The following is a 19,529-nucleotide window of genomic DNA, read 5'->3' on the forward strand; positions in this document are numbered from 1 at the left end:
GATGAAAATCAGTGATGGAAACTGGCTGATCCAACCCGGGCTCACTCTGATCCACCCGATCCAGGTGTTCGATGTCGAACAACAGGGCAACGAGATGGTGGTTTACGCCGCCCCGCGCGACGTCCGGGAACGGACCTGGCAACTGGATACGCCATTGTTCACCCTTCGCTTTTTCTCACCGCAGGAAGGTGTGGTCGGCGTACGCATTGAACACTTTCAGGGTGCCATCGACAACGGCCCGCACTATCCGCTGAATGTACAGAAAGACGTTAATGTCGAAATGCAGAACACCGCAGAATTTGCCGAACTGAAAAGCGGCAATCTGAGCGTTCGCGTCACCAAAGGCGAGTTCTGGTCACTGGATTTTTTGCGCAACGGCGAGCGCATCACCGGCAGTCAGGTGAAGAATAACGGCTACGTGCAGGACTCCAACACCGCACGCAATTACCTGTTTGAACGACTGGATCTCGGCGTCGGGGAAACGGTCTATGGCCTTGGCGAGCGTTTTACCGCGCTGGTGCGCAACGGCCAGACGGTCGATACCTGGAATCGGGACGGCGGTACCAGTACCGAGCAGTCCTACAAAAACATCCCGTTCTATCTCACCAACCGTGGCTATGGCGTGCTGGTGAATCACCCTGAGTGCGTGTCGTTTGAAATCGGCTCGGAGAAAGTGTCGAAGGTGCAGTTCAGCGTCGAAGGGGAATATCTGGAGTATTTCGTGATTGACGGTCCGACGCCGAAAGCGGTGCTCGAACGCTACACACGGCTGACAGGGCGCCCGGCGCTGCCACCTGCATGGTCGTTTGGCCTGTGGCTCACCACCTCGTTTACCACTAACTATGACGAAGCGACGGTCAATAGTTTCATCGACGGCATGACCGAACGTGACTTGCCGCTGCACGTTTTTCACTTCGACTGTTTCTGGATGAAGGCATTCCAGTGGTGCGATTTCGAGTGGGACCCGGTGACCTTCCCGGATCCGGAAGGGATGATCCGCCGCCTGAAAGCGAAAGGGCTTAAAATCTGTGTCTGGATCAATCCGTACATCGGGCAGAAATCCCCGGTATTCAGGGACCTGAAAGAGAAAGATTATCTGCTCAAACGCCCGGACGGCTCGCTGTGGCAGTGGGATAAATGGCAGCCGGGGCTGGCGATTTATGACTTCACCAACCCGGAAGCCTGTGCGTGGTACGCCAGTAAGCTGAAAGGGCTGGTGGATATCGGCGTCGATTGCTTTAAAACAGACTTTGGTGAGCGCATTCCCACCGATGTGGTATGGCATAACGGTGCCGATCCGCAGAAAATGCACAACCATTATGCGTACATCTACAACGAACTGGTGTGGAACGTGCTGAAAGAGACCGTGGGCGAGCAGGAGGCGGTGCTGTTTGCCCGCTCAGCGTCTGTTGGCGCACAGCAGTTTCCGGTGCACTGGGGCGGCGACTGCTATGCCAACTATGAATCGATGGCGGAAAGCCTGCGCGGCGGGCTGTCGATTGGCCTGTCAGGCTTTGGATTCTGGAGCCATGACATTGGCGGCTTCGAAAACACTGCGCCGGCGCACGTCTATAAACGCTGGTGCGCGTTCGGCCTGCTCTCCAGCCACAGTCGTCTGCATGGCAGCAAATCTTATCGCGTCCCGTGGGCCTATGACGAGGAATCCTGCGACGTGGTGCGTCACTTTACCGAACTGAAATGCCGGATGATGCCGTACCTGTACCGTCAGGCCGCGCTGGCTCACGAGACCGGAACGCCGATGCTGCGCGCCATGATGCTGGAGTTCCCGGATGATCCCGCCTGCGACTATCTCGACAGGCAGTACATGCTTGGCGATGCGGTGCTGGTTGCGCCGGTCTTCTCGGAAGCGGGTGACGTACAGTTTTACCTGCCGGAAGGACGCTGGACGCATCTGTGGCGCAACGATGAAGTACAGGGCGGTCGCTGGCTGAAACAGCAGCATGATTTCCGCAGCCTGCCAGTCTACGTACGGGAAAACACGTTACTGGCGCTGGGGAATAACAGCCAGAAGCCGGATTACGCCTGGCATGAGGGGACGGCGTTCCAGCTGTTTAACTTGGTTGATGGTGCGGAGGCGATAAGTCAGGTGCCGGCGGCGAACGGAGCGGTTGTCTTTACGCTAAAAGCGACGCGCTGCGGCAACAGCGTAACCGTCAAAGGTGAAGGCGAAGCTTGCGGCTGGTCGCTGTGCCTGCGCAATGTGCCGCAGGTGGCAGAGGTGCAGGGCGGTACGGTGACCCGCAGTGAATGGGGCGCGGTGGTGACGCCAGAGCATAATGAACTGGTGATCACGCTGTAACGGTGCTGATGCCCTCTCCTTCAGGGGAGAGGGTAGCGATCGGGCGTAACGCCGTTTTTCTCTTTCGCAAAGGCGATCCTGCCCCACACCGCAAGCAGCGCATAGAGCGCCATCGGCAGCAGAAAGCTCAGGTGAAGGCTGACGTAATCAATGATCACTGCCTGCAACCAGGGAATGATCGCCCCGCCAATGCCTGCCATGACCATCGCGGCCGCCAGCAGGTTTGCCTGTTGCGGATACTGACTGAGGGTGTGACCAAAAATAATCGGGTACATCACCGAGTTGCCGAGGCCGGTGAGTAGTAACAGCCACCCGCCAGCGGCATTGTTGAGCCCTGTCGCCAGCGCAACCAGCAACACACCCAGCAGGGTTGCGGTTCGAAATACGGTGGCGTTATGGGCGTTGCTGGCAAACAGACCAAACAGCAGTCGCCCGACCAGCGCGCCGCCCCAGTAGAGCGAGACCAGCGACATGGCGGTTTCCGGCGACCAGCCAGCGGAGAGCGTCAGGTACTGGACGAGGCTCGTTGCAATCGCCACTTCCACGCCGACGTAAATAAAAATGGCGGCGATGCTCAGCAACGGCTGCGGTTGCTGGCGAAGGCTGGAAAAACGCAGTGCTGCCAGCGGTGGGCGGGGGACATCTGGCAGGCGAATGATGATGCTTCCGATAAGCAAGGCGATCGAGGCTAGCGCCAGCATGAACCACAGTCCGCTGACCGGCTCCTGGTGAAGATAAGGATCGGCAGGGTACAGCTTCAACAGCAGTGCAAGAAACACCGGTGCCAGCGTGGTGCCCAGCGAATTGACCGCTGAGGCGAGGCTCAGGTTACTCACCCGCCGGTCAGCCGGGCTAAGCAGCGACAGGTACGGGTTAGCGACCACCTGCATGGCGGCCACGCCTGTTGCGACAATGAACATTCCTGGCAGCGATCCATAAAAGGTATTCATGCTGATCGCCGCCGCGAGCAACAGGCAGCCAGCGGTGCTCAACAGTAATGAAAATTGCAGCACGCGCCGATAGCCCCAGTGGGCAATCAGCACGGAGCAGGGCAGGCAGCTGATAAACGGGGCGATATAAAACAGGACGGTGATGAGCATCGCCTGCTGCCAGCTAATCTGGAAGTAATGATAAAAGAAAAGGATGATGGTGCTGTTAATGGCGGTAATATTCCCCCATAAGAAAAACACCATCGCCAGTAAAGACAAATTCCTTTTCATGGCATTATTATTCCGGAAAAGTGAAAGAATACACATACTGAAATCCACATGTCTGTTACAGTCCTTTTTCATTATTCGGGGGTGTTGCATGGAACTGGAAAATATTTTTCGCGATGTGAAACTAAGCAAAACTGAAATAACCGTTTTGCGGACCATTCAGAACGATCCGGAACAATGTATTCGTGACGGAATTCGTGCCGTCGCGGAGCGCTGTTACAGTAATCCTTCCTCACTGGTGCGTCTGGCGAAAAAGCTGAAATTCAGCGGTTGGCTGGAGCTGGTCTATTTCATTAAGTTTAATATCACGATGCCCAAGCTGGACGTCACCAATGACGTTGATTTCATGAAGATTCAGCCCGCAGAGCAACTGACCCCGCTGCTCAATGGATTACAGCATCATCGCATTCTGATCCATGGCAGCGGGTTTTCACAGCTTATTGCACAGTATATTTATAATAAGTTCCTGGTGATTGGCGTTAATGCCAGTCTGGCGTTATGGCCGGACTATGAAATACTCGAACAAAAAACAGCAACGAAATTTGATGCGATCTGGATTGTGTCTAAATCTGGCCGTAGCAGCTCGGCGTTAAATTGGGTTAAGGCACTGGAAGGCAAAGACATCGATCTCATTTGCTTTACCGGTGATTATAAAAGCCCGTTAGCCCAGGCGGCAGATACCTCCTTTATTATTCACGACCCGCAAAAATACGATGACGATATTTACTGGAGCAACCCGTTCTTCGGTTACTGCATTTTAGGCTTTGAGCATCTGCTTAAACTGTGGTTCAGACAGACCGCGTCGGGGGCATCTACCGATACCCCCGAATAAACCCTTACCAGTCTTTGCAATGCGTATCGTCGAGATACGCCGTGACCAGTTTTTGCGCCAGTGACCATGAGCCCACTAACGGATGCGCCATTAACGCGCGCACCGCCAGCGTGCGGTCGCGGTTAAGGATGGCCGCCACCGCCAGACGCTCATACTCTTTGACACAGGAAATCATATTCTTCTGCGCGGTCGGGACGTGCTGCGGTGTGACCGGCTTCAGTCCCGTTTTGCTGAGATCACAGCTGATTTCAATCACGTCGTCCGGCTGTAGGAAATCCAGCGTGCCGTTGTTGGCGAGCGAGACCACAATACGTTTCGTGGTGTTGCTGTTGACCGCCTCAAGAATATCGAGCGCCACGCCTGCGTATCCGCCGGTATCCGGCTCTTCAATAAACTGCTGCAGCGTCAGCGGCTCGCGAGTGTTGAATTTCTCCTGATGCGACTCGCTTTGCATGTAGCTGTTTTCACGGCGCAGATAGTGCTTCATCCAGATATCAAATGCCGCTTCCGGGGTTTCGCGCACGTTAACACCTGCCAGTTCCTTGCGCATATCCTGGTTGATGCTGGCGATCTGCTCGCCACGGGTTTCCGGCGCGTCCTGAATCGCTTTCAGTGCCACTTCCCGATAGTAGTAGTAATAGAGGTATTCATTCAGCAACTGTTTATCGCACAGCTGTACCAGTTCCGGCGAGAAGTACTGCATGGCGGTTTTAAGGTACAGGTCAGGGTTATTAATTAACCGGTCGGTGACGTCTTCGCCCTGCACGGTGAAATGGGTAAACCAGGAAAAATGATTCAGCCCATAGCACTCGACTTTCAGATCCTGCGGGTCGCAGCCCAGAATCGAAGGTAGCTCGCGAATGAGTTCTGATGGCGCATCGCAGATGCCGTACACCCGGCGTTTGAAGCCAGACTTGATGATCGCTTCCGTCACCAGCCCTGACGGGTTGGTGAAGTTGAACAGAATGGCATCCCTGGCAGCATGCTCTTCAATCAACTGGCAGTAGTTCAGAATGGCGGGAATGGAGCGCATCGCCATGGCGAAACCACCTGCGCCGGTGGTTTCCTGACCCAGGGTGTTGTGTTCAAGGGCGATGCGTTCATCACGAATGCGGCTTGCATCACCGCCGACGCGCAGCGTGGTAATCACATAATTGGCGCTTTTCAGCGCCGCGACGGGGTCGGTCGTCAGAGAGAAATGGATATCTGGCCGAATGGTATTAAACACATAGCGCGCGATTTCACCGAAAAGCGTCAGATTTTCCGCAGAACTGTCGAGAAAAACCACCTCCTGTAAGCCGATGCGATGTGCGTTGTACGCCAGCGATTTCGCCAGGAATGCTGAACGGACGCCGCCGCCACCTATTACGGTTAATTTCATAACGTCTCCCACTTAATTATTTGCCAGCCAGGTGTCAACGCTGGAGCGAACTTGCCCAACCCTGACGCCATAAATAACTTGTACTTCATTTCGGTTATGCACCACACCATTGGCGCCGGTACTTTTTAAAACTGCATCGTCAACAATATCAGGGTTGTGTACCGCCACCCGTAAGCGGGTAAAACAGTTGTCGATGGAGATAATATTTTCTTTACCGCCCAGCCCACGGATAATTTCATCGGTGGTGGTATTACTGGTTTGCGCATTCTGTTTAATTTTCTGCCGGTAATCTTCTTTGCTGTATAACTTCACGTCGTCGTCATCTTCACGACCTGGTGTTTTCAGTTTCAGTTTGACAACCAGCGTGCGGAAAATAAGGTAATACGCTGCGAACTGACCGACACCAATGACCACATACATCGGCCAGCGGGTCAGGGAGACTGGTAGCGGCAGGTTATAGATCAGGAATTCAATTAAGCCCGACGCACCCCACGGACGAACGGTGAATATGTCGCAAATCGCCTGTGACGCCGCGGTCAGTGTCGCGTGGATCACCCACAACAGCGGCGAAATAAACAGGAAAGTAAATTCAATCGGCTCCGTGATCCCGGTCAGCATGGAGGTAATGATGGCAGGCAAAAGAATCGCCTTCGCCAGCACTTTTTTCTCCGGTTTCGCGGTGTGATAGAACGCCAGCGCCGCACCGGCCAGACCGAAGATAGTGGTCATGCCCTGCTGTGAGAAGCGCAGCGCTTCGTTCATCACCGGCGTCAGGTCCGGGTGGCGCATATAGGCGAGGAAAATCGCCTGGGTCCCGGAGACCGTTTGCCCGTCAACGCTCAGCGTGCCGCCAATTTGCGTGAGCTGGAACGGCGACCAGACGAAATGGTGTAACCCGGTGGGGATGAGGAATTTTTCGAAGAAGCCGTAGACGAACACACCCGCCACGCCCGCGTTTTTCATGAAACCGGTTAACGCAGCAATACCATGAGTGATGAACGGCCAGATCCAGGTAAAAGCCATGGCGTAGAGGATGATCACCGGGGTCATGGCAATCAGTGTCAGCTTCGCGCCGCCATACATGGACAGTGCGCCAGGCAGTTCGATGCCGGTGACTTTGTTATGCACCCATGCAATGGTGCAGCCAAGAATAATACCGAGGAATACGCCCATATCGACGACCACAAATCCCAGAATTTGTGTTTGCCCGGTACCGTAATATTCGCCATTAATTTTTTCAGCGATACCGTTGGTATATTCCAGCCAGGAATGGTTAGCGCCGAGGAACATAATAAAACACATCACCGCCACCAGTGCGACTTCTGTTTTTTTATCCTTCGCTAAACCGTAACTAATACCCACGCAAAACAATAATCCTAAATTACCAAATAACGGCCAGAACGTGTCCCCCAACAGCTGGCCGATTTGATGTAAAAAATTCGTTTCTGAAATGAGCGTCGGGTTCGTTAATATTGAACTCAATGCCAGAATTAAACCAATAACAGGTAAAAACAAGACTGCGCCGATCATGGCTCTGGAGAATTTTTGCATGTTCTCCAGAATACGTTGACGTATCCCAGACATAGTAGTTGTACCTTATTTAAAGGGAATTTTTATTTATTACGTGCTCTTCCAGTTAACGTGTTATATCAACTACGCAAGCGAACCGGAACCTGTTGCAAGAAATAGGTACAAACAGTCACAAAATGCGAACAGGTTTCATGGGAAAGAAATGCCCCTGACCAGGTCAGGGGCGGGAGATTATGGTGCGGCAGGTGTTTCAGGTGCTGGCTGTGGCGCAGCGGTGACGACTTCGCCGTTATGCATTGTCTGGCTGGCTTTCTGGTGGTTCATGTTCTCTGCGCTAAGCTGGCCACTGACGGTGGGTTTAAGCGGTGCTGTCGCCTGCACGCTGCCACTGGCAGTGAGCTGGAGATTGCCGTCACCAGTGATCGGCAGCGCTGGCCAGCCCCACGGCTGCAATACATTCAGCGGCACGCCGCGTCCGTTCAGGCTCACGTTGACTTGCCGTTGCGGGAGCTGAGAAACGGTCGCTGTCGCTTCCAGAATCCCTTTTTCGGTAAACGCGCTCAGCTCACTGATATTGACCGTTGACGCATTCGCCGTTAGCGTCATTGACGGGCGACGCACATCAACGCGATTAAACGTCGCCAGCGCGCCATTCAGCGTGGCGTTGCCATTCCACACGCCCCACTGGCGATCCTTCAGCAGTTGCAGATTGCTGCCATAACCGTCCAGCGAAGTGATCTGCCACGGAAATGCGGGATCAACGTCGATCACCAGGTTGCGGCTGGCGCTCACTTTTTTCAGCGTCAGATTGCTCAGCCATGTCGGCATGGGTTCCATCCACAGCTGTTTCCAGTTTTTCGGTAACGTATATTCCAGACCAGCAATGGCGAGGTCATCGAGTACCAGCGCGTTATCGCTGCGCTGCCAGTTGCCGGAGGTGCGTAACAGGCCACTTTCCCAGCGGGAGGTGAACTGACGCAGCGCGATGCCCTGCGGAGAAAATTCGCCATTAAGGATGGGATCGAAAAGATGGATGCTGCCCCAGATAAACTCGCTGGCGTTCATCGACAGGTTACCGTCCTGGCTCTGCCAGCCGCCGTTGCTGAGCGTCAGGTTGCGCAAACTCATGTCCAGATCAGTCACCGCCCAGTCTGGCCCCTGCAGACGCGCATCGGTCACGTCGATACGACCAATTTGCAGCGATGGTACCGTGGTGAGGGGCGAGAAAAAATCAGCCAGCGATTTATCGCTTTGCAGACGGATTTCGTCCAGCCGCAGGTTATCAATCACCCAACTGCCGTCCGCTTCGCGGCGCGCTTTGCCGGTCAGCGACCCGCGCGCCATGTCGGCGCCGAGGGTATCGAGCGAGACAACACCATTGTCGAGAGTGCCCTGAATCAGCACGTTGCTGGCAGGAACGCCGTTTAGCGTCATCGAACCGGCGCTCATCTGGATCGCTGCTTTCTTACCTAATACGTTACCCGCTTCCGGCAACCACGGGCTGACGCCGCCGGTAACACGCTGGGCGCTCAGGTCCCAGTTCGTTTGCGGACTGTTAAAGGCCATATTGCTGAGTTGCAGGCGATCAGCCTCGAAAGGAAACGGCGCTGTCGACGGCGAGAGATTCAGCGTACCGTCCTGCAACAGGATCGTGTCGGCGTGCAGCGGGTCGGTGAGCTGGCGGCTACTGAGGCCGATATCTACAGCTTTCGCCACCAGGGTTGCCGGCTTGTCGTCGCGACCAAAGGTGACGTTTTTCAGCAAAATATGCGCAGGCGACGAGAAGCGATGATCGATCGCATCGAAGGAGAGGCGATAGCGGGTGTGGTCAGTGATCCAGCCGCTGACCTGTCGCGCGCCCCACTGCGTCTGGAGCAGAAAATAGAAGGCGAGGATCACCACCAGGAGGGCGATCAGCAGCCAGAGAACCAGCTTCCCGATAAATTTCATGGGCTTCCATCCTGAGAAGTGCACATAAGAGAGTTATGCACGAATTATGCGCAATGCTCAAGGAGGGAATCGTGTATTTCGATGTCACGACAGCGGCCTGGCCGCTGTCGTGCGGGGATTACTCTTTCTCTGGCGGGAAAACCAGATTCAGAACAATCGCGGTGATACCGCCTGCGGCGATACCCGAGGAGAGCAGGTTTTTCAGCCAGTCCGGCGCAAACTGCAGGATCAGCGGCTGCTGAGAGACGCCGAGACCCACGGCTAGCGACAGGGCGATAATCAGGATCGCACGGCGGTTCAGTGGTTCGCGGGAGACGATGCGTACGCCGGAAGCGGCGATGGTGCCGAACATGACCAGTGTCGCGCCGCCCAGAACCGGCTCAGGAATATGCTGCACGAAGCCACTGACCGCCGGGAACAGGCCGAGCAGGATCAGCATCAGCGCCACGACGAAACCCACGTAGCGGCTGGCAACGCCGGTCAGCTGGATCACGCCGTTGTTCTGCCCGAAGCAGGAGTTCGGGAAGGTGTTGAATACCGCAGAGACAAAAGAGTTCAGACCGTTCGCCAGCACACCGCCTTTCAGGCGCTTCATATACACCGCCCCGGAAACGGGCTGCTCGGAAACGTCAGAGGTGGCGGTAATATCACCGATGGTTTCCAGCGAGGTGATCATAAAGACCAGCATTAGCGGCAGCAGCAGACTCCAGTCGATACCCAGACCGTAATAAAGCGGCGTTGGCACCATAATCAGATCGTTGTTGGTTGGCGCGGTATTTGCGGGCAGCATGTCTAACGCCCATGCCGCCAGATACCCCGCCGCCATGGCGATGACCAGTGATGCAATGCGCAGGTACGGGTTACGCTGGCGGTTCAGAATGATGATCAGTACCAGTACGATACCGGCCAGCAGCAGGTTTTTCGGTGCGCCGAAAGTGTGGTCGTTCATCGCCGCGTAGCCGCCACCGATGGAAGTCAGGCCAACCTGAATCAGCGACAGACCGATAATCATCACCACTACGCCCGAGACCAGCGGCGTAATGATGCGGCGCGCCAGATGCAGTACGCGGGACAGCACCATTTCCGTACAGCTGGCGAGCATCAGCGTGCCGAACAGCGCCGCCATCATGGTCGGGACATCGGCACCGCCGGTTTTTAACGCAGTACCGCCCATGATCAGCGGCGCGACAAAGTTGAAGCTGGTTCCCTGAATAGAGAGCAGACCGGACCCCACCGGACCCCAGGCCTTAATCTGAATGATGGATGCCACACCGGAAGCGAACAGCGACATACTGATAATGTGCTGCGTATCTTCAGCCGGTAAACCCAGCGCCTGACAGATCAACAGCGCCGGGGTAATCACCGCAACAAACATCGCCAGCAGATGCTGGAACGCGGCGAAAAGGGTTTGTGGCAGGGGCGGTCGATCTTCGAGGCGATAGATTAATTCGCTGGGTTGAGTCTGCGCAACCGGTTGCGCACTTTCTGACTCGAGGGTGTTAACAGACATCTGAGGCTGTCCCGTGGTGGAAAAGTGGGGATTTTATCGAACTGGATGGCAAAAGCAAACGTTTGCTAGTGCTGGCGGAAAAATTTACGCAACCGCGTAAAACTGCCTGTATATTTCACTAAAGTGGGTTTTTCAGTTGAAAATGCCTGTTGATAACCATTTTTCTGTAATTTCCGCCCATTTTTTGATTAAAATCCGACTCCTGATTCCTCATGAAGAGATTAATCGGCACAGGAACAATACATCGCGTGTGAATGGATCATGCGCTAATAAGGAGCTTTTTATGTTTCACCTCGATACCTTATCGACGCTCGTGGCCGCCACGCTGGTGCTGCTGCTGGGGCGCAAACTGGTCCATACTGTCCCCCTTTTGAAAAAATACACCATTCCTGAACCTGTCGCGGGCGGTCTGTTAACGGCGCTGGCATTGTTGGTACTGAAAAAAAGCATGGATATCGAAATTGATTTCGATATGAGCCTGAAAGACCCGCTGATGTTGGCATTCTTCGCTACCATCGGTCTTAACGCCAACCTTGCCAGCCTGCGGCTGGGCGGAAAAGTGCTCGGTACATTTTTGATAGTCGTGGTGGGTTTGCTTGTGATGCAGAACGCGATTGGCATCGGAATGGCTAAAGTGCTGGGGCTTGATCCGCTGATGGGACTGCTGGCAGGGTCGATCACCCTGTCTGGCGGCCATGGTACCGGGGCGGCGTGGAGCAAACTGTTTGTTGAACGCTACGGTTTTGCCAACGCCACCGAAGTCGCGATGGCCTGTGCAACGTTTGGGCTGGTGCTGGGTGGCCTGATTGGCGGGCCGGTGGCGCGCTATCTGGTTAAACACTCGTCGACCCCTGATGGAACGCCGGACGATCAGGAAGTTCCCACCGCGTTTGAGAAGCCGGACGTCGGGCGCGTCATCACCTCGCTGGTGCTGATTGAAACCATCGCGCTGATTGCCATCTGCCTGACCGTGGGTCGCGTGGTTGCGCAACTGTTGGCAGGCACCGCGTTTGAACTGCCGGTATTTGTCTGCGTGTTGTTCATCGGCGTGATCCTGAGTAATGGTCTGGCGCTGCTGGGTTTTTACCGTGTGTTTGAGCGTGCGGTTTCTGTGCTGGGCAACGTCTCGTTGTCGTTGTTCCTGGCCATGGCGCTGATGAGCCTGAAGCTGTGGGAACTGGCATCGCTCGCGCTGCCAATGCTGGTGATTCTGGTGGTGCAGACGCTGGCGATGGCGCTGTATGCGATGTTCGTCACCTGGCGCATGATGGGCAAAAACTACGATGCGGCGGTGCTGGCGGCGGGGCATTGCGGATTTGGCCTCGGCGCAACGCCGACGGCGATTGCCAACATGCAGGCGATTACTGAACGCTTCGGCCCGTCACACATGGCCTTCCTCGTGGTGCCGATGGTGGGCGCGTTCTTTATTGATATCGTCAATGCGCTGGTGATTAAGCTGTATCTGATGCTGCCGATCTTCAGCTAATAAAAAGCCGGGCTCGTGCCCGGCTCTCTTCTGCGGCTGACGAACTTAGTCGTGATCTTCCCACGCCATCGCACGTTTGACCGCTTTTTTCCAGCCGCTGTAACGGTAGTTCCGCTCGGTGGTTTCAATCCCCGGGCGGAACTCACGCTCAATGACCGCTTTTTCCTGCAACTCATCCAGATTCTGCCAGAAACCCACCGCCAGACCGGCCAGATAGGCCGCACCCAGCGCAGTAACTTCGCGGACTTCCGGGCGCTCGACACGTGCGCCGAGAATGTCGGACTGGAACTGCATCAGGAAATTATTGGCTACCGCGCCGCCATCCACGCGCAGGGCGTGCAGACGAATGCCGGAGTCCGCCTGCATCGCTTCCAGCACGTCGCGGGTCTGGTAAGCAATCGACTCCAGCGTGGCGCGAATGATGTGGTTGGCATTCACGCCGCGGGTCAGACCGAAAATGGCGCCGCGGGCATACGGATCCCAGTACGGCGCGCCGAGCCCGGTAAACGCGGGCACGACGTATACGCCATTGGTGTCGTTCACTTTGGTGGCGAAATATTCCGAGTCGTAGGCATCATTGATGAGTTTCATTTCATCACGCAGCCACTGGATAGAGGCACCCGCCATGAACACCGCGCCTTCCAGCGCATAATTCACTTCGCCGCGCGGTCCGCAGGCGATGGTGGTCAGCAACCCGTGCTCCGACGTGACGGCTTTCTCGCCGGTATTCATCAGCATAAAGCAGCCGGTGCCGTAGGTGTTTTTTGCCATCCCTTCCTTGACGCACAGTTGGCCAAACAGCGCCGCCTGCTGGTCACCGGCGATCCCGGCGATAGGAATACGCGTGCCGCCTTTACCGCCGATGTTGGTCTGGCCGTACACTTCAGACGATTTGCGCACTTCCGGCAGCATAGCGCGCGGGATGTCCAGCGCATCGAGCATTTTGTCGTCCCAGTCGAGCTCGTGGATGTTGAACAGCATGGTACGCGAGGCATTGGTGTAATCGGTGACGTGAACGCGCCCCTGGGTTATTTTCCAGATAAGCCAGGTGTCGACGGTGCCGAACAGCAATTCGCCGCGTTTCGCTCGCTCACGGGAGCCTTCGACATGGTCGAGGATCCACTTCACTTTGGTGCCGGAGAAGTACGGGTCGATCACCAGACCGGTGGTCTTGCGGATGTACTCTTCCATGCCGTCGCGCTTAAGCTGTTCACAGATGTCCGCGGTACGGCGGCACTGCCAGACAATGGCGTTATAAATTGGCTTGCCGGTTTCACGATCCCAGACGATGGCAGTTTCACGCTGGTTGGTGATGCCGATCGCGGCAATCTGATCAGAGCTGATATCGGCTTTTGCCAGCACTTCGACCAGCGTCGAGCTTTGCGAGGCCCAGATCTCCATCGGGTCATGCTCGACCCAGCCAGGCTTAGGGTAGATCTGTTCAAATTCGCGCTGTGAGACGCTGATGATATTAGCGTCATGATCCATCACGACAGCGCGGGAGCTGGTGGTGCCCTGGTCGAGAGCAACGATATATTTCTTGTCAGTCATGATTCTTGTCCCGTAGTCAGTTTACAGCGAAGCTTTTTGCTGCGACGTTGAAGTGGATTCCTTTTCTTCCACCACCTCACACTCATCGCACGGTAAATGGCGGCCAATCAGTTTACGATAGCTAAACGCGCCCAGCGCCGCACCCACGACCGGTGCAAACAGCGGCACCAGAAAGTAGGGGATGTCCTTGCCGCCAGTAAAGGCGACGTTGCCCCATCCCGCAAACCAGGCGAAGGCTTTCGGGCCGAAATCACGCGCCGGGTTCATTGCGAAGCCGGTCAGCGGACCCATTGAGGCGCCGATGACAGCGATCAGCAGGCCAATCAGCAGTGGTGCCAGCGGGCCGCGCGGTACGCCGTTGCCGTCGTCGGTCAGCGCCATAATCAGACCCATCAGCACTGCAGTAATGACCATTTCGACCGCAAATGCCTGCACAAAATTGAGGTGTGGATTCGGATAGGTGGAGAAAATACCTGCCAGTTCAAGGCTTTCGACACTGCCGCGAACCATATGATGCGTCTCTTCGAAGCTGTAAAAAAGATTGTAGTAAAGCCCGTAAACTAACGCCGCTGCGCAAAAGGCGCCGGCAATTTGCGAAATAATAAAGGGGACGACTTTGCGCCCGTCAAAGCAGGCAAACAGCCACAGCGCGATAGTTACCGCCGGATTCAGATGTGCGCCGGAAACCCCTGCAGTCAGGTAAATGGCCATGGCCACCCCCAGACCCCAGATAATACTGATTTCCCACTGCCCGAAGCTGGCGCCGGCTACTTTCAGCGCCGCGACACATCCAACGCCGAAAAAGATCAACAAGCCGGTACCGAGGAACTCCGCGATGCATTGGCCTTTTAAGGTTGATGTCTGGCTCATAATTAGATCCTGAAGACGTAGTGATGATGATAGGGTACATGGTGACCGAAGACGACCATGCTGCCATGTAGGCATAGTGTTAATTTATCGTTAACGAGCAAAAACGAGAAATATCGAAATCAAAATGTGTGTACTGCGTCAATAAAATGAGCGTTTACGCGCCATTTTGTGCGTTTAAGCACCTTTTTGCAGAGTGTGAGCTGAATCAATTCATTAACGGATGAGTTAACAATTTAGAGTTATCTGTTCAGAACGCACCAGGTATAGACTGAAAATGCTGGCAAACCGCAATCTGCGCGGCTTGCCGCTGGACAGCAGCGCCGGGGCTTCATACAATCGGGGCCATTATTGTAATGCGCTTATTTTCGTAAAGGCGTCACCGGCGTTCCGGGACGAGAGTCAGTTAAACCCGATATCTTTGGGTTGCTATCAACGCCTTGCAAGTTCAGGAGAGGTATGACGATGTCATTAGAAGTGTTTGAGAAACTTGAAGCCAAAGTACAGCAGGCGATTGATACCATCACGTTACTACAGATGGAAATCGAAGAGCTGAAAGAAAAGAATAATTCGCTGGCGCAGGAAGTGCAGTCTGCTCAGCATGGCCGCGAAGAGCTGGAGCGCGAAAACAGCCAGCTGCGCGAGCAGCAAAACGGCTGGCAGGAGCGTCTGCAGGCTCTGCTGGGCCGCATGGAAGAAGTCTGATGCGCTGGCCCTCTCCTGCTGAGGGCCAGCCCGTTCGTTTACTTCCGTTCCAGCAGAACCCCGCACTCCATATGATGGGTGTAGGGGAACTGATCGAACAGCGCCAGACGAGTCACTTTATGCGTCTGGCCTAACGTTTCCAGATTCTTACACAGCGTTTCCGGATTACAGGAAATGTACAGAATACGTGGGTACGCCTGCACCATCCTCTCCGTCTCACTGTCCAGTCCGCTGCGCGGGGGATCAACAAAAATCGTCTCGCACTGATAACTCTTCAGATCAATCCCCTGAAGACGGTTGAATTCGCGTACGCCATTCATTGCCTGAGTAAACTCTTCTGCCGCCATGCGGATGATCTGCACGTTATCAATGTGGTTGGCCGCGATGTTGTACTGAGCTGCCGCCACTGACGGTTTGGCGATTTCCGTTGCCAGCACGCGGTTAAAATTACGCGCCAGCGCCAGTGAGAAATTCCCGTTGCCGCAATAAAGCTCAAGCAGATCGCCCGTCGCGTCTTTCGTCGCATCCAGCGCCCATTCCAGCATCTGGATATTCATGGCCGCATTCGGCTGAGTGAAGCTGTTTTCCACCTGACGATAAATCATTTCGCGCCCGCCGACCGGCAAACGCTCATCAATGAAATCCTGATCGAGCGCAATTTTGGTTTTTGTCGCCCGGCCAATCAGATGCACGTTGAGGTTTTGCGCCCGCAGCGCATCGCGCAGCGCTTCGGCCTCGTGACGCCATTCGTCGTCCAGTTTTTTGTGATACAGCAGCGAGACCACCGCCTGGTTGCTCAGGGTGGTCAGGTAGTCAATCTGGAACAGCTTGTGGCGCAGCACGCGGTTGTTGCGTACACCGGCGATAATAGCGGTCATCAGTGCGTTGATAAGCTCGCTGGCCGCCGGGAAGCTGTCGACGCGAATACGCGATTTTGTCTCTTGATCGAAAATGATGTGGTACAGGTCGTCACCCTCGTGCCACAGGCGGAATTCGGCGCGCATGCGGTAATGACTCACTGGTGAACGAAACACTTCCGGAACCGGTGCGTCAAAAGGCGCCATCATTTTTTGCAGGCGGACGACTTTCTCAGCCAGCTGCGCGTCGTATTGCTCGGTAGGAAGGTGTTCGGGGGTCATGGTGCATCCTGATTCAAAAAAGTACGCGGCGATTGTAGGGATTGCGCCGGGGATGTCCAGACATAATCATTAATAGCAGTCTGGACATCTATATGCCGCAATTGTAGCATTCTGTTTCCGGTCTCCTGAGAGTGAAAAGGGAATCCAGTGCAAATCTGGAGCTGACGCGCAGCGGTAAAGACTGGCGGGATGAGAGCAACAGACACTGTGAAAACGGGAAGTCTTCATCCATAAAACGCCACCCAGCCCGAAGACCTGCCGGGATCACGTCGCATTTGGTTTCATCATCGCGTGCTATAGATGAGGCCTGCGGCATCCTTCTTATATTGTGGATGCTTTTACAATGATTAAAAAAGTATCGCTGTGGACGGCCATGTCCGCCACGGCTTTTTCCGTCTGGGCGCAGGATGCCACCCCTGACACGCTGATCGTCACAGCAAACCGTTTTCAACAACCTGTGAATACCGTCCTGGCACCAACTTCCGTCGTGACCCGCGAAGATATCGAACGCTGGCAGGCAAACAGTGTTGATGAAATTATGCAGCGTCTGCCTGGTGTAGATATTGCGCAAAGCGGCGGCATGGGGGCGCAGTCTTCAACCTACATCCGCGGAACCGAAGCGCGCCATGTACTGGTGCTCATTGACGGGATCCCGTTAAACAATGCCGGGATCAGTAATGCGCCTGACCTGAGCCAGATACCGGTCTCCCTGATTCAACGTATCGAGTATATTCGTGGCCCACGTTCAGCGCTTTACGGCTCGGACGCGATTGGCGGTGTCATCAATATTATCACCGGCCGTGATAAACCGGGCGCAGAGATCTCAGCGAGCGTGGGCTCTCATGGCTATCAATCCTATGATGGCGCTTTCCAGCATGAAATCGACAAAACCAAAATCACGATGGGTGGTAACTATACCTATACCCGTGGTTTTGATATTGGTGCGAATGATGTGCCGCGTCAGCCTGATCGCGATGGTTTTATGAGTAAGTCTCTGTTTGGTTCCGTTGAGCAGCAGCTCACTGATAATCTGAGCGGGTTTGTGCGTGGTTATGGCTATGATAATCGCACAGCCTATGACGGTTACCCCTCCTATACGGCGGATGGCACGCCGGACACGCGTCAGCTTTACAGCCAGAACTGGGATACCGGTTTGCGATTCAGCCAGGGGATCTACCAGTCTCAACTGGTAGCCGGTTATGGTCGCAGCAAAGATATTAACTATGACCCGAGTAAAGGCCGCTACGCCGATTCCGCCACCATAGACGATGTGAAGCAGTACACCACGCAGTGGCTGAATACCTTCACCGTGGGACACGGTAATATTAGCGCGGGTCTCGACTGGCAGAAACAGAAGACCCAGGCAGGAACAGGTTATCTGGAAAAAGGTTACGAGCAGCGTAATACCGGCGTTTTCTTATCTGCGGTGCAGCAGTTCAACAGCGTGACGCTGGAAGCGGCGGCCCGCCATGATGATAACTCTAACTTTGGCAACCACGGTACCTGGCAAACCAGCGCTGCCTGGGAGTTTATCGAAGGCTATCGCATCATCGGATCATACGGTACTGCCTACAAAGCGCCGACCATGAGCCAGATCCACAGCGCAGACTATGGTAATCCTGATCTTAAGCCGGAAGAGAGTAAGCAATGGGAAGGGGGCTTCGAAGGTCTGACGGGGCCAGTAAACTGGCGTATCAGCGCGTACCGGAATGATGTTGATAACCTGATTGGCTATGACGCCAATTACCGTTATTACAATGTCGACAAAGCGCGTATCGAAGGGATCGAAGCCACGGCGCAGTTTGATACCGGCCCGCTGGCGCATCAAATCTCTTATGACTATGTTGATCCGCGCAATGCGATAACCAACGAAGTGCTTAAGCGTCGCTCTAAACAACAGGTGAAATACCAACTGGACTGGCAGGTATGGGATCTCGATTGGAATCTCGCGTATCGCTACCTTGGCACGCGCTATGACGATGACTTTAGTTCGTATCCGTATCGTGAAGTCAAACTGGGTGGTGTAAGTTTGTGGGACGTCGCAGTTTCATATCCGGTCACCTCTCACCTGACAGTTCGTGGTAAAATAGCAAACCTGTTCGATAAAGATTACGAGACGGTTTATGGCTATCAAACTGCAGGACGAGAATACACCTTGTCTGGCAGCTACACCTTCTGATCCACGTCCCACCGTGCTGGTCTTCGACTCCGGTGTCGGTGGGTTGTCGGTCTATGATGAAATCCGGCAGTTGCTGCCGGATCTGCATTACATCTATGCTTTCGACAACGTCGCTTTCCCCTATGGTGAGAAGAGCGAAGATTTTATTGTCGAGCGCGTTGTTGAGATCGTGACGGCGGTCCAGCAACGTTACCCACTTTCCCTCGCAGTTATCGCCTGCAATACCGCCAGTACGGTCTCCCTTCCTGCGCTGCGCGAAAAATTTGCTTTCCCGGTTGTGGGTGTGGTTCCGGCGATCAAACCGGCGGCGCGTCTGACGGCGAACGGCATTGTCGGGCTGCTGGCGACGCGGGGGACGGTGAAACGTCCTTATACCCGCGAGCTGATTGATCGCTTTGCTAATGAATGCCGCATCGAGATGCTGGGGTCGGCAGAGCTGGTGGTGCTGGCTGAAGCCAAGCTACACGGTAAACCTGTCTCGCTTGAGGAGTTGCGCCGCATTTTACGTCCGTGGCTGCGGATGCCGGAACCGCCGGATACCGTCGTGCTGGGCTGTACGCATTTCCCGTTATTGCAGGAGGAGTTGCTGCAGGTGCTGCCCGAAGGCACTCGTCTGGTGGATTCCGGCGCGGCGATTGCGCGTCGAACGGCCTGGCTACTGGAGCATGAAGCGCCGGATGCGAAATCCACAGAAGCCAATATCGCCTTTTGTATGGCGCTGACGCCAGAGACTGAACAACTTTTACCCGTTTTGCGCCGTTACGGTTTTGAAACGCTCGAAAATCTGGCGGTTTAATCGCACTTTGGACAAAAATAAGGCGGTTGAAAAGTTTTTTGAAAAGAGGACTTGTCAACGCCGCAG

14 protein-coding genes and 1 riboswitch are annotated in these 19,529 nt (G+C 54.8%); of the genes, 6 read left to right on the forward strand and 8 right to left on the reverse strand.

Annotation, left to right across the window (positions count from 1 at the left end):
* The first annotated feature begins 1 nt into the window (after position 1).
* On the forward strand, positions 2–2,320 hold the full coding sequence (yicI, locus tag GTGU_RS17965; protein WP_038160285.1) for an alpha-xylosidase: 2,319 nt from the start codon (positions 2–4) through the stop codon (positions 2,318–2,320).
* 20 nt (positions 2,321–2,340) lie between these two features.
* On the opposite strand, the gene GTGU_RS17970 is transcribed toward yicI, so the two are convergent.
* The gene (locus tag GTGU_RS17970; RefSeq protein WP_342665341.1) at positions 2,341–3,696 is read right to left on the reverse strand and encodes an MFS transporter; all 1,356 of its coding nucleotides are present in this window, start codon (positions 3,694–3,696) and stop codon (positions 2,341–2,343) included.
* Here GTGU_RS17970 and GTGU_RS17975 point away from each other — a divergent pair.
* Positions 3,629–4,369 carry a MurR/RpiR family transcriptional regulator gene (locus tag GTGU_RS17975; RefSeq protein WP_038160288.1) on the forward strand — a complete coding sequence of 247 codons (741 nt, stop codon included), beginning with the start codon at positions 3,629–3,631 and terminating at the stop codon, positions 4,367–4,369. The genes GTGU_RS17970 and GTGU_RS17975 overlap by 68 nt on opposite strands.
* Before the next feature lie 4 nt (positions 4,370–4,373).
* Here GTGU_RS17975 and GTGU_RS17980 read toward each other — a convergent pair whose 3' ends face one another.
* The 4 genes from GTGU_RS17980 to GTGU_RS17995 form a co-directional block, all read right to left on the reverse strand.
* The gene (locus tag GTGU_RS17980) at positions 4,374–5,750 is read right to left on the reverse strand and encodes a family 4 glycosyl hydrolase (RefSeq protein WP_038160291.1); all 1,377 of its coding nucleotides are present in this window, start codon (positions 5,748–5,750) and stop codon (positions 4,374–4,376) included.
* Between the two features lie 12 nt (positions 5,751–5,762).
* Positions 5,763–7,334 carry a PTS transporter subunit EIIC gene (locus GTGU_RS17985; RefSeq protein WP_038160293.1) on the reverse strand — a complete coding sequence of 524 codons (1,572 nt, stop codon included), beginning with the start codon at positions 7,332–7,334 and terminating at the stop codon, positions 5,763–5,765.
* A gap of 177 nt (positions 7,335–7,511) precedes the next feature.
* Entirely contained in the window at positions 7,512–9,230 is a 1,719-nt protein-coding gene (locus GTGU_RS17990; protein WP_038160298.1) for an AsmA family protein, read from the reverse strand.
* A 118-nt stretch (positions 9,231–9,348) separates the two neighbouring features.
* Positions 9,349–10,740, reverse strand: a complete 1,392-nt coding sequence (locus tag GTGU_RS17995) for a nucleobase:cation symporter-2 family protein (protein WP_038160301.1) — start codon at positions 10,738–10,740, stop codon at positions 9,349–9,351.
* 283 nt (positions 10,741–11,023) lie between these two features.
* On the opposite strand from GTGU_RS17995, the gene gltS reads away from it, so the two are divergent.
* Positions 11,024–12,226 carry a sodium/glutamate symporter gene (gltS, locus tag GTGU_RS18000; RefSeq protein WP_038160304.1) on the forward strand — a complete coding sequence of 401 codons (1,203 nt, stop codon included), beginning with the start codon at positions 11,024–11,026 and terminating at the stop codon, positions 12,224–12,226.
* 45 nt (positions 12,227–12,271) lie between these two features.
* On the opposite strand, the gene glpK is transcribed toward gltS, so the two are convergent.
* The gene (gene glpK, locus GTGU_RS18005) at positions 12,272–13,777 is read right to left on the reverse strand and encodes a glycerol kinase GlpK (protein WP_038160307.1); all 1,506 of its coding nucleotides are present in this window, start codon (positions 13,775–13,777) and stop codon (positions 12,272–12,274) included.
* A gap of 21 nt (positions 13,778–13,798) precedes the next feature.
* Positions 13,799–14,647, reverse strand: a complete 849-nt coding sequence (locus GTGU_RS18010; RefSeq protein ID WP_038160310.1) for an MIP/aquaporin family protein — start codon at positions 14,645–14,647, stop codon at positions 13,799–13,801.
* A 456-nt stretch (positions 14,648–15,103) separates the two neighbouring features.
* Here GTGU_RS18010 and zapB point away from each other — a divergent pair, with 456 nt between their 5' ends.
* Complete coding sequence (zapB, locus tag GTGU_RS18015) at positions 15,104–15,349, forward strand: septal ring assembly protein ZapB (protein ID WP_156964209.1); 246 nt, start codon at positions 15,104–15,106, stop codon at positions 15,347–15,349.
* 38 nt (positions 15,350–15,387) lie between these two features.
* Here the strand turns inward: zapB and trmA are convergent, their stop codons facing one another.
* Positions 15,388–16,488, reverse strand: coding sequence for a tRNA (uridine(54)-C5)-methyltransferase TrmA (trmA, locus tag GTGU_RS18020; RefSeq protein ID WP_038160313.1), 1,101 nt, complete (start codon positions 16,486–16,488; stop codon positions 15,388–15,390).
* A 101-nt stretch (positions 16,489–16,589) separates the two neighbouring features.
* A riboswitch (cobalamin riboswitch) is annotated at positions 16,590–16,765 on the forward strand.
* A gap of 66 nt (positions 16,766–16,831) precedes the next feature.
* Between trmA and btuB the strand changes: the two genes are divergently transcribed.
* Together btuB and murI are read left to right on the forward strand one after the other, a co-directional pair.
* Positions 16,832–18,667, forward strand: coding sequence for a TonB-dependent vitamin B12 receptor BtuB (gene btuB, locus GTGU_RS18025; RefSeq protein ID WP_038160316.1), 1,836 nt, complete (start codon positions 16,832–16,834; stop codon positions 18,665–18,667).
* Entirely contained in the window at positions 18,612–19,463 is an 852-nt protein-coding gene (murI, locus tag GTGU_RS18030; RefSeq protein ID WP_038160320.1) for a glutamate racemase, read from the forward strand. Before btuB ends, murI begins: the two co-directional genes overlap by 56 nt.
* The last annotated feature ends 66 nt before the right edge of the window (positions 19,464–19,529 follow it).

Source organism: Trabulsiella guamensis ATCC 49490, from assembly GCF_000734965.1.
Taxonomy (GTDB): Bacteria; Pseudomonadota; Gammaproteobacteria; order Enterobacterales; family Enterobacteriaceae; genus Trabulsiella; species Trabulsiella guamensis.

Bases quoted from the DNA above. Each gene is read 5' to 3' on its own strand.
- btuB (WP_038160316.1), top strand. From the start codon at position 16,832: ATGATTAAAAAAGTATCGCTGTGGACGGCCATGTCCGCCACGGCTTTT.
- gltS (WP_038160304.1), top strand. From the start codon at position 11,024: ATGTTTCACCTCGATACCTTATCGACGCTCGTGGCCGCCACGCTGGTG.
- glpK (WP_038160307.1), bottom strand. From the start codon at position 13,777: ATGACTGACAAGAAATATATCGTTGCTCTCGACCAGGGCACCACCAGC.
- GTGU_RS17970 (WP_342665341.1), bottom strand. From the start codon at position 3,696: ATGGTCCGCAAAACGGTTATTTCAGTTTTGCTTAGTTTCACATCGCGA.
- GTGU_RS18010 (WP_038160310.1), bottom strand. From the start codon at position 14,647: ATGAGCCAGACATCAACCTTAAAAGGCCAATGCATCGCGGAGTTCCTC.
- GTGU_RS17975 (WP_038160288.1), top strand. From the start codon at position 3,629: ATGGAACTGGAAAATATTTTTCGCGATGTGAAACTAAGCAAAACTGAA.
- yicI (WP_038160285.1), top strand. From the start codon at position 2: ATGAAAATCAGTGATGGAAACTGGCTGATCCAACCCGGGCTCACTCTG.
- murI (WP_038160320.1), top strand. From the start codon at position 18,612: ATGGCTATCAAACTGCAGGACGAGAATACACCTTGTCTGGCAGCTACA.
- zapB (WP_156964209.1), top strand. From the start codon at position 15,104: ATGACGATGTCATTAGAAGTGTTTGAGAAACTTGAAGCCAAAGTACAG.
- GTGU_RS17980 (WP_038160291.1), bottom strand. From the start codon at position 5,750: ATGAAATTAACCGTAATAGGTGGCGGCGGCGTCCGTTCAGCATTCCTG.
- GTGU_RS17985 (WP_038160293.1), bottom strand. From the start codon at position 7,334: ATGTCTGGGATACGTCAACGTATTCTGGAGAACATGCAAAAATTCTCC.
- GTGU_RS17990 (WP_038160298.1), bottom strand. From the start codon at position 9,230: ATGAAATTTATCGGGAAGCTGGTTCTCTGGCTGCTGATCGCCCTCCTG.
- GTGU_RS17995 (WP_038160301.1), bottom strand. From the start codon at position 10,740: ATGTCTGTTAACACCCTCGAGTCAGAAAGTGCGCAACCGGTTGCGCAG.
- trmA (WP_038160313.1), bottom strand. From the start codon at position 16,488: ATGACCCCCGAACACCTTCCTACCGAGCAATACGACGCGCAGCTGGCT.